This window comes from Streptomyces sp. SolWspMP-5a-2 (assembly GCF_900091845.1).
Taxonomy (GTDB): Bacteria; Actinomycetota; Actinomycetes; order Streptomycetales; family Streptomycetaceae; genus Streptomyces; species Streptomyces doudnae.
The window spans coordinates 1-14,042 of the sequence record NZ_FMCI01000240.1 but is presented as its reverse complement, the minus strand read 5'-3'; the positions used below and the strand labels follow the sequence as shown (position 1 = coordinate 14,042).

Genomic DNA, 14,042 nt, shown 5'->3' with positions numbered 1-14,042 from the left:
CTGCGGGGGGCCGTCGTCCGCGGGGGCGGGACGGCGGCGGGGGCCGCCGGGGGTGCGAGGCGGGGTGCCGGACGGCCGGCGCGAGTCGCCGCGGGTCGGCGGGCGGGTGCTGGTGCGCTGCTGGGCCCTGGTCATCACCTTGTGCATAGGGATCCCCGTTCCTCGGTCCTTGGCGCGGGCGCCGGTCTACCAGGAAGTAACTTAGTGTTGGGGATCTTGTACGGGCTGTGAGCGCCGCTGGCAAGGACACCGGGTACCGGGTCGCGCGGGGGCCGAGGTTCACCTGTGCGAGTGGTCCGGGGGTGGCGCGGGCCCGGGAACACGGGGGCGGACCGGGTGAGTCACGGGTGTCCGGGTGGACGTTTCGCGCCGGTGGGCGGGAACCCGAAAGGAGACACCCGCACGTATCCTGAGAGCCCTCCCCGGACCCTCGGCGGAGCCGACCGACCCCGAAGAGAGCGGCAGCCATGCGCGTCTACGTCCCCCTGACCCTCCCCGGTCTCGCCGAGGCGTACGGGACGGGCGGACTGGCGGCCGGGCCGTTCCTGGCGTACGCCGTCACGCCCGCGCTGCGCGAGTGGTACCGCTCCGAGGACACGGAGGAGCTGGAGTACGCGGCGCTCAACCGGGCCGCCCTCGGCTCCCTGCGGCTGCTGGCCGCCGACCCCGGGGCCGCCGGACGCCGGGTCGTGGTCGCCGTCGACGTGCCCGACGGCACGGTCGCCGCCGACCCCGACGCGCCGGGCGAGGTGCGGGTGAGCGGGTCGGCCGCGCTCGCGAAGGCCGCGTCCGTGCACGTCGACGCGGGGGACGCGGAGGCGGACGTGCGCGCGGCGGCGGCCGCGCTGGCGGCGGCGGACGGCGGGGACGGCGGCGCGCAGTCCGTGGTGGACGGCGCCGAGGACCACGAGCTGCTCTGGTACGCGACGCAGGAGATCCCGAACCTGGTCGGGGCCGGCGTCTGACGGACCGCCCGGCCTGCGGCCCTGCCGATTGTCAGTGGCGGCGGGTACGTTTTTCGGCATGGGGACGCAGACAGGGGCCCACATCGTGTGGGACTGGAACGGAACGCTGTTCCACGACAACGACGCGATCATCGGGGCGACGAACGCGGCCTTCGGCGAGCTGGGGCTGAGGCCGATCACGATGGAGCAGTACCGGGCGCTGTACTGCGTGCCGGTGCCGAAGTTCTACGAGCGGCTGCTCGGCCGGTTGCCCACGGAGGCCGAGTGGGAGGTCATGGACGCGACCTTCCACCGGTACTACGCCGAGCACCGGGTCGGCTGCGGGCTCACCGAGGGTGCGGCCGACCTGCTCGCCGGGTGGCGGTCGGCGGGGCGCAGCCAGTCCATCCTGAGCATGTACCTGCACGACGAACTGGTGCCGCTGGTACGCGGGTTCGGGATAGAACCGCACTTCCTGCGGGTCGACGGGCGGACCGGGCCGTCCGGCGGCAGCAAGGCCGATCACATGGTCCGTCACCTCGGCTCGCTCACCGGTGTGGACCCGGCCCGCACGGTGGTGATCGGGGACGCGGCCGACGACGCCGTCGCCGCCCTGCACGTGGGGGCGCGGGCCGTGCTCTACACCGGCGGGTCGCACGGCCGGGCCCGGCTCGAGGAGGTCGGCGTGCCCGTGGTGGACACCCTGGGCGAGGCCGTGGCGGAGGCGGAGAGACTCGCGGCGTGACGGCGTGGTCCCGCCCCGATGGCCGGCCGAGGGTCCGATACGCCGCCCCAACTCCTTCCGCCCCTGTGCAGAACGTCAAAGTTCCACCCCCTGTTTTGTACACATACGGCTCATGACGGAGCCCCCCGGCGGAGCGATAGCCTGGGTGGCGTGATCAGCGCGATAGTTCGCGGGGGCACTGTCGCCCCCGCCCCGCGCCCGGCGAACACGGACCACAACCGTGACCGGGCGGCGGTCGCTGATCTTCGCGGGCGGGACGGGAGTGCGAGAGCCTCCCGCGTGCCGCGCACATCCCCGGCGGCACCACAGAGATCAGTGTCACACCCGCCGGACGCGTCGGATATGGCTGATAAGCCCCCGCTCATCTCACCCTGCGGCATAGCGTCGGAACGGACCGGACACCCCGGGCCGTGGCGTCGAGCCGCAAAGGAAGAGACCGAACTTCCTTCTACGTCACGCAACGGCGCGCGACAGGAGCCAGAGGACAATGCAGACCAAGCTGGACGAAGCCAAGGCCGAGCTGCTGGAGAGGGCCGCTCGGGTAGCTGAGAACAGCCCGGTGGGTGGGCATCTACCGACCGGGAAGACGGACAAGGGCACTTCCGAGACCCCGGACACCCCGGACCGTGAGACGGTGCTCGCGTTCCTCCAGCGCTACTACCTGCACACCGCACCGGAGGACCTCGGCGACCGCGACCCGGTCGACGTCTTCGGGGCCGCCTACTCCCACTACCGGCTGGCCGAGAACCGACCCCAGGGCACCGCCAACGTCCGGGTGCACACCCCGACCGTCGAGGAGAACGGCTGGACGTGCAGCCACTCCGTGGTCGAGGTCGTCACCGACGACATGCCCTTCCTGGTCGACTCCGTCACCAACGAGCTGACCCGCCAGGGCCGCGGCATCCACGTCGTGATCCACCCGCAGGTCATCGTCCGCCGCGACGTCGCGGGCAGGCTCATCGAGGTGCTGCCCGCCCAGCCGGCCGCCGAGCTGCCGCACGACGCGCACACCGAGTCCTGGATCCACGTCGAGATCGACCGCGAGACCGACCGCGGCGACCTCAAGCAGATCACCGCCGATCTGCTGCGCGTCCTGTCCGACGTCCGTGAGGCCGTCGAGGACTGGGAGAAGATGCGCGACAGCGCGCTGCGCATCGCCGACGAGCTGCCCGCCGAGCCCGTCGCCACCGACCTGCGCGACCAGGACGTCGACGAGGCCCGCGAGCTGCTGCGCTGGCTGGCCGCCGACCACTTCACCTTCCTCGGCTTCCGCGAGTACGAGCTGCGCGACGACGACTCGCTCTCCGCGGTGCCCGGCACCGGCCTCGGCATCCTGCGCTCCGACCCGCACCACTCGGAGGAAGAGGGCCACCCGGTCAGCCCGTCGTTCGAGCGGCTGCCCGCCGACGCGCGCGCCAAGGCCCGCGAGCACAAGCTGCTGGTGCTGACCAAGGCCAACAGCCGCGCCACCGTCCACCGCCCCTCGTACCTGGACTACATCGGCGTCAAGAAGTTCGACGCCGAGGGGAACGTCGTCGGCGAGCGCCGCTTCCTCGGGCTGTTCTCGTCCGCCGCCTACACCGAGTCGGTGCGCCGGGTCCCCGTCATCCGCCGCAAGGTCGCCGAGGTCCTCCAGCGGGCCGGGTTCTCGCCCAACAGCCACGACGGCCGCGACCTGCTCCAGATCCTGGAGACCTACCCGCGCGACGAGCTGTTCCAGACGCCCCCCGACGAACTCCAGTCGATCGTCACCTCGGTGCTCTACCTCCAGGAGCGCCGCAGGCTCCGGCTCTACCTGCGCCAGGACGAGTACGGGCGCTACTACTCGGCCCTCATCTACCTGCCGCGCGACCGCTACACCACCGGCGTGCGGCTGCGGATCATCGACATCCTCAAGGAGGAACTGGGCGGCACCAACGTCGACTTCACCGCCTGGAACACCGAGTCGATCCTGTCCCGGCTGCACTTCGTGGTGCGGGTGCCGCAGGGCACCGAGCTGCCCGAGCTCTCCGACAGCGACAAGGAGCGCCTGGAGGTCAGGCTCGCCGAGGCCGCCCGCTCCTGGGCCGACGCGTTCGCCGAGGCGCTGAACGCCGAGTGCGGCGAGGAGCGCGCCGCCGAGCTGCTGCGCCACTACGCCAGCGCCTTCCCCGAGGGCTACAAGGCCGACCACACCCCGCGCGCCGCCGTCGCCGACCTCGTGCACATCGAGGCGCTCGACGAGGAGAAGGCGTTCGCGCTCAGCCTCTACGAGCCGGTCGGCGCCGCGCCCGAGGAGCGCCGGTTCAAGATCTACCGCAAGGGCGACGCGGTCTCCCTCTCCGCGGTGCTGCCGGTCCTCAGCAGGCTCGGTGTCGAGGTCGTCGACGAGCGGCCCTACGAGCTGCGCTGCGCGGACCGCTCCATCGCCTGGATCTACGACTTCGGCCTGCGCATGCCCAAGTCGCTCGTCGGCAACGGCGACTACCTCGGCGAGGACGGCCGCGAGCGGTTCCAGGAGGCGTTCGCCGCCACCTGGACCGGCAAGGCGGAGAACGACGGCTTCAACGCGCTGGTGCTGAGCACCGGCCTGTCCTGGCGGCAGGCGATGGTGCTGCGCGCCTACGCCAAGTACCTGCGCCAGGCCGGGTCGCCGTTCTCCCAGGACTACATGGAGGACACCCTCCGCAACAACGTCCACACCACCCGGCTGCTGGTGTCGCTGTTCGAGGCGCGGATGGCGCCGGAGCGGCAGCGGGCCGGGCACGAGATCGTCGACGCGCTCCTCGAAGAGGTCGACGCGGCCCTCGACCAGGTCGCCTCGCTCGACGAGGACCGCATCCTGCGCTCGTTCCTCACCGTCATCAAGGCGACCCTGCGCACCAACTTCTTCCAGGAGACCTCGGGCGGCACCCCGCACGACTACGTCTCCATGAAGTTCGACCCGCAGGCCATCCCGGACCTGCCCGCGCCGCGCCCGGCGTACGAGATCTGGGTGTACTCGCCGCGCGTCGAGGGCGTCCACCTGCGGTTCGGGAAGGTCGCCCGCGGCGGTCTGCGCTGGTCGGACCGGCGGGAGGACTTCCGCACCGAGATCCTCGGCCTGGTCAAGGCGCAGATGGTGAAGAACACCGTCATCGTGCCGGTCGGCGCCAAGGGCGGCTTCGTCGCCAAGCAGCTGCCCGACCCGGCCGCCGACCGCGACGCGTGGCTCGCCGAGGGCATCGCCAGCTACAAGACGTTCATCTCGGCGCTGCTCGACATCACCGACAACATGGTGGCGGGCGAGGTCGTGCCCCCGGCCGACGTGGTCCGCCACGACGAGGACGACACCTACCTCGTCGTCGCCGCCGACAAGGGCACCGCGACCTTCTCCGACATCGCCAACGGGGTCGCCGGGACGTACAACTTCTGGCTCGGGGACGCCTTCGCCTCCGGCGGCTCGGCCGGGTACGACCACAAGGGCATGGGCATCACCGCCCGCGGCGCCTGGGAGTCCGTCAAGCGGCACTTCCGCGAGCTGGACGTCGACACCCAGAGCGAGGACTTCACGGTCGTCGGCATCGGTGACATGTCCGGTGACGTGTTCGGCAACGGCATGCTGCTCTCCGAGCACATCCGCCTGGTCGCCGCCTTCGACCACCGGCACATCTTCATCGACCCGACCCCGGACGCGGCCGCCTCCTACGCCGAGCGCCGCCGCGTCTTCGAGCTGCCGCGCAGCTCCTGGGCCGACTACGACACCGGGCTGATCTCGGCGGGCGGCGGCGTCTTCCCGCGCACCGCCAAGGCCATCACCGTCAACGGGCACATCCGCGAGGCGCTCGGCATCGAGTCGGGCGTCACCAAGATGACCCCGGCCGACCTGATGAAGGCGATCCTCCAGGCGCGGGTCGACCTGCTCTGGAACGGCGGGATCGGCACCTACGTCAAGGCGTCGACGGAGTCCCACGCGGACGTCGGCGACAAGGCCAACGACCCGATCCGGGTGGACGGCGCCGACCTGCGGGTCAAGGTCGTCGGCGAGGGCGGCAACCTGGGCCTGACCCAGCTCGGCCGGATCGAGTTCGCGCTGTCCGGCGGCCGGATCAACACCGACGCCATCGACAACAGCGCGGGCGTGGACACCTCCGACCACGAGGTGAACATCAAGATCCTGCTCAACAGCCTGGTCAACGACGGCGACATGACCGTCAAGCAGCGCAACAAGGTCCTCGCCGGGATGACCGACGAGGTCGGCCGCCTGGTGCTGCGCAACAACTACGCGCAGAACACCGCGATCGCCAACGCGCTCGCCCAGTCCAAGGACATGCTCCACGCCCAGCAGCGGTTCATCCGCCACCTGGTGCGCGAGGGCCACCTGGACCGGGCCCTGGAGTTCCTGCCCACCGACCGCCAGATCCGCGAACGGCTCTCCCAGGGGCAGGGTCTGACCAGCCCCGAGACGGCCGTCCTGCTGGCCTACACGAAGATCACCGTCGCCGACGAGCTGCTGCACACCACGCTGCCCGACGACGACTACCTGCGCGGCCTGCTGTACGCGTACTTCCCGACCGACGTGCGGGAGAAGTTCGCCGAGCACGTCGACGCGCACCCGCTGCGCCGCGAGATCGTCACGACCGTGCTGGTCAACGACACCGTCAACACCGGCGGAACAACGTATCTGCACCGGCTGCGCGAGGAGACCGGCGCCTCTCTCGAGGAGATCGTCAGGGCGCAGACCGCGGCCCGCGCGATCTTCCGCTCCTCGCCGGTGTGGGACGCGGTGGAGGGTCTCGACAACACCGTCGAGGCCGCCGTCCAGACCCGGATCCGGCTGCACTCGCGGCGCCTGGTGGAGCGCGGCACGCGCTGGCTGCTCAACAACCGGCCGCAGCCGCTGCAGATCGCCGAGACGGTGGAGTTCTTCGCCGAGCGCGTCGAGCAGGTGTGGCAGCAGCTGCCGAAGCTGCTGCGCGGCGCGGACGCGGAGTGGTGGCAGCGCATCCACGACGAGCTGACGGCCGCCGGGGTCCCGGAGGAGCTGGCCACCCGGGTCGCCGGGTTCTCCTCGGCCTTCCCGGCGCTGGACATCGTCTCGGTGGCGGACCGCACGGGCAAGGAGCCGATGGACGTCGCCGAGGTCTACTACGACCTCGCCGACCGGCTGCGCATCGCCCAGCTCATGGACCGCATCATCGAGCTGCCCCGCGCCGACCGCTGGCAGTCCATGGCCCGCGCCTCGATCCGGGAAGACCTCTACGCGGCCCACGCGGCGCTGACCGCGGACGTCCTGGGCGCCGGGAACGGCACCTCGACGCCCGAGCAGCGCTTCACCGCCTGGGAGGAGAAGAACGCGGCGATCCTGGGCCGGGCGCGCACCACCCTGGAGGAGATCCAGGGCTCGGAGGCGTTCGACCTCGCCAACCTCTCGGTGGCGATGCGCACCATGCGCACCCTGCTGCGGACCCACTCGTAGGTCCGGGACCGAACGGGGCGAAGGCGCCCGGGACCGTCACGGTCCCGGGCGCCTTCGCCGTTCTCACGGGGCCCCGGGCCCCGGTGTCCGCGCGTCCCCGGCGGGCGGGGCGGGGCGGCTGCCGGGTTTCCTGCCGCCGTCGTTGGCGGTGAGCCAGCGCGAGAGGTCCCGCACGGCCGCGTCGATCTCGGCGTGCGCGTAGTGGTCCGGGTCCCAGCCGGCGTACAGGGAGACGACCAGCGGGCCGCCCCGGCAGGTCAGGGGGCGGGCGACCAGGTCGAACTGCGGATGGTCGAGGACGACGCAGACGCCGTGGCCGCCGGCCGCCAGCGCCTGGGCCATGGCCTCGGACTGCGGTTCGAAGGCGGGCCGCAGCGGTGTGCCCTGGTCGTACAGGGTGGTGTCGAGGGCGCGTCGCACGGCGCTGGTCCGGCCGCTGACGATGACCGGGTGGTCGAGCAGGCCGGCCAGTTCGAGGTCGCCGTTCTCCCGGGCCAGCGCGTGCGCGTCGGGCATCTGGGCGCTGATCCGGCGCCCGCCCAGGCGCAGCGCGGCCATGCCGCCCGGGGGCGGGCTGGTGGAGATGCCGATGTCGACGTCCCCGGCCCGCAGCCGCTCGTACACCTGGTCGGGTTCGCAGCCCCTGGCGTCGGCGAAGGGTCCGCCGAACTCGGCGACGAACGGCGCCACCAGGTGCGTGATGGTGGAGTTGGGGCAGGCCACCCGGAACTGCAGGGGGCTCTGCCCGGAGACGGCCTGGAGCAGCTCGGTGCCCCGGGCGGCGCGCAGGGTGAGGTCGCGCGCGATGGGCACGAAGCGCCGTCCGGCCGCCGTCAGGCGCACCCCGGTGCTGGTGCGGCGCAGCAGTTCTGCGCCCAGCTCCCGTTCCAGGGAGCGCAGTTGCCGGGAGACGGAGGGCTGCGCCACGTGGACGCGCGCGGCGGCGGCCGTCATCGAGCCGGTGTCGACCACCGCGAGGAAGTAGCGCAGCACCCGCAGTTCCATCGTGCCTCCGTCGTGTCGCCGGGCCGCCGCCATCGAGACGTCATGCCTTCGGGGTATGGCTGTGCAGCTCAGAAGGTACTGGACCGTATGGCCGGTGAGCTACGAAACTGAGGCGGACCGGACAACACCGTTCGAACGGGCACCCGCAGCGTCGCGGTCACCACAGGTCCTCACGCGGCCTTCCTCCGCGCACGGGCCGCACCCGCCGGCACCGCCGCTCATCCCCGGAGTCACCCATGCCCCTCGCCACGTCCACCCCTGACCGCAGAGCCAGACGTGCCACCACCGCGTCCTTCATCGGGACCGCCGTCGAGTGGTACGACTTCTACATCTACGGCACCGCCACCGCCCTGGTCTTCGGCAAGCTGTTCTTCCCCACCGCGAGCCCCGCCGCCGGCACCCTCGCCGCCTTCGCCACCTTCTGGGTCGGCTTCCTGGCCCGGCCGGTGGGCGGACTGATCTTCGGCCACATCGGCGACCGGCTGGGGCGCAAGAACGTCCTCGTCACCACCCTGGTCCTGATGGGGTCCGCCACCACCCTCATCGGGGTGCTGCCCACGCACGCCGACATCGGCGTCGCCGCGCCCGTCCTGCTCGTCCTGCTCCGCGCCGTGCAAGGCATCGCGGTCGGCGGCGAGTGGGGCGGCGCGGTGCTCATGGCCACCGAGAACACCGAGCACAAGCGCCGCGGACTGGCCGGGATGTGGGTCCAGCAGGGCTCGCCCGCCGGTGCGGTGCTGGCCTCCCTGGTCTTCATCGCGGTGGGCCACCTGCCCGACGACGCCTTCCTGTCGTGGGGCTGGCGGGTGCCGTTCCTGCTCTCCGCGGTGCTGGTGGTCATCGGTCTGGTCATCCGGCTGAAGGTCGCCGAGTCCACCGAGTTCGAGGAGGCCAGGAAGCGCGAGGACGCCACCCCGAAGATCCCCGTGGTCGAGCTGTTCCGCACCTCGTGGCCGCTGGTCCTGCTCGGCGTCGGCGCCAGCGCGATGGGCATCTCGTCCGCCTACTTCACCAACACGTTCGTGCTCTCCTGGGCCACCAGCGACCTCGGCGTGCACCGGCAGACCATGCTCGACATCCTGCTGCTGCTGGCGGTGATGCAGTTCCTGTGGCAGCCGCTCGCGGCGCTGCTGGCGCAGCGGGTGGGGACCGTGCGACTGATGGCGGGCGCGCTGATCGCCAACATCGTCGTCGCGGTGCCGATGTTCCTGCTGATCGCCACCCGTGACAGCACCCTGATCGGCGTCGGCCTCGCGCTCGGCGTGCTCACCGGGTGCAGCTACTACGCGCTGCTGGCCGGTTTCCTCTCCCAGGCCTTCCCCGTCCGGGTCCGCTACACCGGCGTCTCCATGGCCTACCAGCTGTGCAGCACCCTCATCGGCGGCTCCACCCCGCTGCTCGCCCAGTGGCTGCTCACCCGGGGCGGCGGGCACTGGCCGGTGGTCGGCTACTACATCGTGCTCCTGCTGCTGACGACGGTCAGCGTGCTGGCGCTGGCCCGGCGCCGCCCCCGGCCGGACGGCGACGCCGTGACCGGGGTCAGGGAGCCGGAGAGCCGACCCGCCCCGGCGTGATCCGGCCGCCCGCCCGAACGCCCCTCACCGATCCCCAGGAACCCGCCATGCACTTGGACGCCCTCTTCACCGACGGCCGCTTCACCACCCTCGACGCCGACCGTCCCACCGCCCACACCCTCGGGGTCATCGGGGGCCGGATCGTCGGACTCGACGAGCAGGTGGCCGGATGCACCGCCGACCGGGTCCACGATCTGCGGGGCGCCCCGGTGGTGCCCGGGTTCAACGACGCCCACCAGCACCTGAGCATGCGGGGCCGCCGGCTCCTCCAGCTCGACCTGCACGCCGGGGCCGTCCCCACCCTCGACGCCCTCTACGCGGCGGTGCGGGAGCGGGCGGCCGGGCTGGGGCCCGACGAGTGGATCTTCGGCGCCGGTTACGACCAGAACAAGATCGGTTCGCATCCGACGGCCGAGGCGCTCGACGCGGCGGCCGGGGGGCGTCCGGTCTGGCTGGAGCACGTCTCCTGCCACATGGGCGTGGCCAGCACGGCGGCCTTCGCCCGCGCCGGTTTCACCGGCCGGTACGGGGTGCCCGACCTCGACGGCGGGCACGTCGAGCGGGAGGCGGACGGCAGGGCGGTCGGCCTGCTCCAGGAGACCGCCCAGCACCTGGTGACCAGGGCGTTCCGGCCCACCCCCGCGGACGCGATCGTCGCGGCCATCGCGGCGGGCAACGACCAGGGCGTCACGGAGGGCATCACCAGCCTCACCGAGCCGGGCATCGCGGCCGCCGAGCACGTCGGGCACGGACCGGCCGACCTGCACGCCTTCCACCGCGCGGTGCAGGAGGGCGCGCTCAGGATCCGCACCACGGTGATGCCCTACATGACGGTCCTGCACGACCTGGGCGCCGTGGGCGACGGCGCCACCTGGTTCGGGCTCGACCTCGGGCTGCGCAGCGGCTTCGGCGACGACCGGCTGAAGATCGGCGCCACCAAGATCGCCACGGACGGTTCGCTGATCGGCCGCTCGGCCCACATGTGCTGCGGCTACCAGGACGAACCCGACAACGTCGGCTTCCTCCAGTTCGACGCCGAGTGGCTGCGCCGCACGATCACCGAGGCGCACCGGTGCGGCTGGCAGATCGCCGCCCACGCGATCGGGGACGCCGCCGTCGACGTCGTCCTGGACGCCTTCGAGGCCGCGCAGGCCGCGCACCCGCGCCCGGACGCCCGCCACCGCATCGAGCACTTCGCCGTCGCCTCCGACCGGCAGGTGCGGCGGCTGGTCGACAACCGGGTGATCCCGGTGCCGCAGGGGCGGTTCGTCTCCGAGATCGGCGACGGCATGATCACCGCGCTGGGTCCGGAGCGCGCCGAGCAGTGCTACCGCATGCGCAGCCTGCTGGACGCCGGGGCCGTCCTGCCCGGCAGCAGCGACGCCCCGGTGGCGCACGGCGCCCCGCTGCTCGGCATCCACGACATGGTCAACCGCCGCACCGCCGCCGGGGTCCCGCTGGCCCCCGCCGAGGCGGTCACCCCCGCGCAGGCGCTGTACGCCTACACGGTGGGGTCCGCCTACGCCGAGCACGCGGAGGACCGCAAGGGGCGGCTCGCCCGCGGCATGCTGGCCGACTTCGCGGTCCTCTCCGACGACCTGCTCGCCGTCGACCCCGGGCGGATCGACACCCTGACCGTGGGGGCCACCGTCATCGACGGCGAGGTCGTGCACGACGCGGGCGCGCTCGGCTGACGCTCAGGCGGAGGCCGCCGCCGGTGCCTTCGGCGCGGGCACGGCCTTCGGCTTCGCCTTGGGCTTGTCGCTCTTGTCGCCGGTGAACGCCTCGTACTCCTTGAGGACCTCGCCGGTGGGCCCGTCCATCCGCAGCTCGCCGCGCTCCAGCCACAGCACGCGGTCGCAGGTGTCCCGGATCGACTTGTTGTTGTGGCTCACCAGGAAGACCGTGCCCGCGTGCCGGCGCAGCTCGCGGATGCGGTCCTCGGAGCGCTTCTGGAAGCTGCGGTCGCCGGTGGCGAGGGCCTCGTCGATGAGCAGGACGTCGTGGTCCTTGGCGGCGGCGATGGAGAACCGCAGCCGGGCCGCCATGCCGGAGGAGTAGGTGCGCATCGGCAGGGTGATGAAGTCGCCCTTCTCGTTGATGCCGGAGAAGTCGACGATGCCGTCGTAGCGCTCCCGGATCTGTTCGCGGGACATGCCCATGGCGAGGCCGCCGAGGTAGACGTTGCGTTCGCCGGTGAGGTCGCTCATCAGGGCCGCGTTGACGCCGAGCAGGGAGGGCTGGCCGTCGGTGTAGATCCGGCCGTTCTCCACCGGCAGCAGGCCCGCGACGGCCTTGAGCAGGGTCGACTTCCCGGAGCCGTTGGTGCCGATCAGGCCGATCGCCTCGCCCCGGTGGGCCACGAACGACACGTTCCTGACCGCGTGCACCCGGCGCACCCCGGCCGCCTTCTCGGCCTTGCCGCGGCGCAGGATGCGGTTGAGGGCGGCGGTCGCGGAGCCGCGTCCCGCGCCGGTGCCGTTGACCCGGTAGACGATGTCGACGCCGTCGGCGACGACGGTGGGGACCAGCTCGGAGGTGTTCTCAGCCACGGCCGTACGTCTCCTCGGACTTCCAGAAGTAGATGAACCCGCCGACTCCGGCGATCAGCGCCCACGCGGTCGCCGCGGGCCACACGTGCGGCGGGAGCTGGCTCGCGTGGAAGCTGTCGATCAGCGCGAACCGCATGAGGTCGATGTAGACGGCGGCCGGGTTGGTCTCCAGCGCCAGTGTCACGAGGCGCGGCAGGTGGTCCTTCTGCGTGAGCTTGTCGATGCTCCACATCACCCCGGACACGTACATCCAGGTGCGCAGCACGAACGGCATCAGCTGGGCGATGTCCGGGGTCTTCGCACCCATCCGCGCCATGACCATCGCCACGCCCGCGTTGAACGTGAACTGCAGGACCAGCGCGGGCACGGCCAGCAGCCACGAGACGGAGACCGGCACGCCGAAGCAGAGCAGGATCACCACGAGGGCGCACATCGAGAACAGGAGCTGCTGGAGCTGCTGGAGGCAGAACGAGATCGGCAGCGCGGCCCGGGGGAAGTGCAGGGCCCTGACCAGGCCGAGGTTGCCGGAGATGGCGCGGGTCCCGGCGAGGATCGAGCTCTGGGTGAACGTCCAGATGAACACGCCCGTGACCAGGAACGGGATGTAGTCGGGCACGCCCCTCTTGGTGCCGAGCAGGATGCCGAAGATGAAGTAGTAGACGGCCGCGTTCAGCAGCGGAGTCATGACCTGCCAGACCTGGCCGAGCTTGGCCTGGCTGTACTGGGAGGTGAGCTTGGCGGTGGAGAAGGCGCCGATGAAGTGGCGCCTGGCCCACAGCTGGCGGACGTACTCCGCGAGGGTGGGGCGGGCGCCGCTGACCGTGAGGCCGTGGCGGGCGGCGAGCGCCGCGAGGTCGTCGCCGGGCGGGGCCGGCGTCGGGGGCGGTGTGTCGAGTGCCTGGCTCACATCCGCTGCTTTCGCTCGTAGGGGGAGGAGTCGGGGGAGTCCGGGGGGCCGGGGAGGGCGGCGCGGGATCCGGTGGGGAGGGGGCCGCGGTGGCCGCCCCGGGGAGCCGTCACCCGGTGTTTCCTTACGCTTCTCTTCACGTTCTCTTACGTCGGGACGGGACCGTATCGTCGCAACGTGAGAGTAGGCCCCTTCGACGTCGCAACGCAACCGTTTCGTCGTCACGCCCTATGCTGGTCGGCATGACGACGAACGCCGACGGGCCCCAGACGCGTCCGCGCCGCCGTGCCCCCGCCGGGGCGGCCGTACTCCGCGAGGACGTGACGGAGGCGATCCGGGCCGCCGTCTTCGAGGAACTGGCGGCCGTCGGCTACGCGCGGATGTCGATCGAGGGCATCGCCCGGCGGGCCGGGGTCGGCAAGACCGCGGTCTACCGGCGGTGGCGCTCCAAGCTGCACCTCGTCCTCGACCTGGTCTCGGCGATCGCCGTGCAGGGACTGCCCGCGCCCGACACCGGCTCCCTCGAAGGCGACCTGCGGCTGCTGTACGAGGTGACCTCCCGCGCCCTGCGCCACCCGGTCGCCTCGCAGATCATCCCGGACCTCCAGGCCGAGGCCGCCCGCAACCCGGAGATCGCCGAGGCGATGCAGAAGGCGCTGCGGGAGGGCCAGGACGGCGTCGCCAGCACGATCATGGGGGCGGCGGCGGAGCGCGGCGAGGTCCGCCCCGACGCCGACCCGGACCTCGCCCTGGACCTGATCTCCGGGCCGCTGTACTGGCGCGCGGTCGTCGTCCGCGGCCCCAAGCCGCCGAAGGGGTACCTGCCCGCGCTGGCCCGCGCCACCGCCGCGGCCCTCAAGGCGCTCTGAGCGCACCGC

The 14,042-nt window shown here is 72.1% G+C and carries 9 protein-coding genes; 6 read left to right on the top strand and 3 right to left on the bottom strand.

The window, feature by feature from the left end; genetic code table 11:
• Nucleotides 1-467: 467 nt before the first annotated feature.
• The 3 genes from GA0115242_RS23560 to GA0115242_RS23550 all read left to right on the top strand — a co-directional run bounded on the left by GA0115242_RS23560 (nucleotide 468) and on the right by GA0115242_RS23550 (nucleotide 7,126).
• A complete protein-coding gene (locus GA0115242_RS23560) occupies nucleotides 468-965 on the top strand; it encodes a DUF6912 family protein (protein ID WP_093831651.1) in 498 nt (165 codons plus the stop codon).
• A gap of 58 nt (nucleotides 966-1,023) precedes the next feature.
• Nucleotides 1,024-1,689, top strand: a complete 666-nt coding sequence (locus GA0115242_RS23555; protein ID WP_093831649.1) for an HAD family hydrolase — start codon at nucleotides 1,024-1,026, stop codon at nucleotides 1,687-1,689.
• Between the two features lie 487 nt (nucleotides 1,690-2,176).
• On the top strand, nucleotides 2,177-7,126 hold the full coding sequence (locus GA0115242_RS23550; protein ID WP_093831647.1) for an NAD-glutamate dehydrogenase: 4,950 nt from the start codon (nucleotides 2,177-2,179) through the stop codon (nucleotides 7,124-7,126).
• Nucleotides 7,127-7,189: 63 nt separating this feature from the next.
• Here the strand turns inward: GA0115242_RS23550 and GA0115242_RS23545 are convergent, their stop codons facing one another.
• Entirely contained in the window at nucleotides 7,190-8,131 is a 942-nt protein-coding gene (locus GA0115242_RS23545) for a LysR family transcriptional regulator (RefSeq protein ID WP_161353261.1), read from the bottom strand.
• 236 nt (nucleotides 8,132-8,367) lie between these two features.
• Between GA0115242_RS23545 and GA0115242_RS23540 the strand changes: the two genes are divergently transcribed.
• On the top strand, nucleotides 8,368-9,705 hold the full coding sequence (locus GA0115242_RS23540) for an MFS transporter (protein ID WP_093831643.1): 1,338 nt from the start codon (nucleotides 8,368-8,370) through the stop codon (nucleotides 9,703-9,705).
• A 47-nt stretch (nucleotides 9,706-9,752) separates the two neighbouring features.
• Nucleotides 9,753-11,399 carry an amidohydrolase gene (locus GA0115242_RS23535; protein ID WP_093831642.1) on the top strand — a complete coding sequence of 549 codons (1,647 nt, stop codon included), beginning with the start codon at nucleotides 9,753-9,755 and terminating at the stop codon, nucleotides 11,397-11,399.
• A 3-nt stretch (nucleotides 11,400-11,402) separates the two neighbouring features.
• Here GA0115242_RS23535 and GA0115242_RS23530 read toward each other — a convergent pair whose 3' ends face one another.
• Both GA0115242_RS23530 and GA0115242_RS23525 read right to left on the bottom strand, forming a co-directional pair.
• A complete protein-coding gene (locus GA0115242_RS23530) occupies nucleotides 11,403-12,257 on the bottom strand; it encodes an ABC transporter ATP-binding protein (protein WP_093831641.1) in 855 nt (284 codons plus the stop codon).
• Nucleotides 12,250-13,164 (bottom strand): ABC transporter permease, encoded by a 915-nt coding sequence (locus tag GA0115242_RS23525; protein WP_093831639.1) that lies wholly within the window; start codon nucleotides 13,162-13,164, stop codon nucleotides 12,250-12,252. The genes GA0115242_RS23530 and GA0115242_RS23525 overlap by 8 nt, the downstream gene beginning before the upstream one ends.
• A 242-nt stretch (nucleotides 13,165-13,406) precedes the next feature.
• On the opposite strand from GA0115242_RS23525, the gene GA0115242_RS23520 reads away from it, so the two are divergent.
• A complete protein-coding gene (locus GA0115242_RS23520; protein ID WP_093831653.1) occupies nucleotides 13,407-14,033 on the top strand; it encodes a TetR/AcrR family transcriptional regulator in 627 nt (208 codons plus the stop codon).
• Nucleotides 14,034-14,042 lie beyond the last annotated feature (9 nt).

Excerpts from the sequence above, each read along its gene's own strand:
- GA0115242_RS23555 (WP_093831649.1), top strand. The coding sequence starts at position 1,024 with ATGGGGACGCAGACAGGGGCCCACATCGTGTGGGACTGGAACGGAACG.
- GA0115242_RS23545 (WP_161353261.1), bottom strand. The coding sequence starts at position 8,131 with ATGGAACTGCGGGTGCTGCGCTACTTCCTCGCGGTGGTCGACACCGGC.
- GA0115242_RS23560 (WP_093831651.1), top strand. The coding sequence starts at position 468 with ATGCGCGTCTACGTCCCCCTGACCCTCCCCGGTCTCGCCGAGGCGTAC.
- GA0115242_RS23535 (WP_093831642.1), top strand. The coding sequence starts at position 9,753 with ATGCACTTGGACGCCCTCTTCACCGACGGCCGCTTCACCACCCTCGAC.
- GA0115242_RS23540 (WP_093831643.1), top strand. The coding sequence starts at position 8,368 with ATGCCCCTCGCCACGTCCACCCCTGACCGCAGAGCCAGACGTGCCACC.
- GA0115242_RS23520 (WP_093831653.1), top strand. The coding sequence starts at position 13,407 with ATGACGACGAACGCCGACGGGCCCCAGACGCGTCCGCGCCGCCGTGCC.
- GA0115242_RS23550 (WP_093831647.1), top strand. The coding sequence starts at position 2,177 with ATGCAGACCAAGCTGGACGAAGCCAAGGCCGAGCTGCTGGAGAGGGCC.